The following is a 383-nucleotide window of genomic DNA, read 5'->3' on the forward strand; positions in this document are numbered from 1 at the left end:
CTCTATACTGGATTTAATATTCACCAAAGATGTTTAACTGATTGAAATGAAAAATATCCTTGTTATTTCAGGTCATCCTGAGCTTACCCATTCCGTCGCCAATGCCACTATTCTTGATGAAGTGGAGACCGCCCTTCCCGATGTTGAGATTCGTCGTCTGGACAGGCTCTATCCGGATGGCAAATTCAACATCGCGGCGGAGCAGAAAAGCCTGCTCAGGGCCGATGTGATTGTCTGGCAGTTCCCTTTTTCCTGGTATGGGCTGCCAGGATTAATGAAAAAATGGCTGGACGAGGTCTTTGTTCACGGCTTCGCGCATGGCTCAACGGCGAAACTGGGCGGTAAAAAGCTGATCCTCTCCTTTACAACGGGAGCGCCAGAGG

At 48.8% G+C, this 383-nt stretch carries 1 protein-coding gene; it reads left to right on the top strand.

The window, feature by feature from the left end; translation table 11 throughout:
- Positions 1-46: 46 nt before the first annotated feature.
- On the top strand, positions 47-383 hold a 337-nt coding region (locus tag D7W79_RS43030), incomplete at its 3' end, for an NAD(P)H-dependent oxidoreductase (protein ID WP_147442409.1).

It is taken from the genome of Corallococcus exercitus (assembly GCF_003611585.1).
Classification (GTDB): Bacteria; Myxococcota; Myxococcia; order Myxococcales; family Myxococcaceae; genus Corallococcus; species Corallococcus exercitus.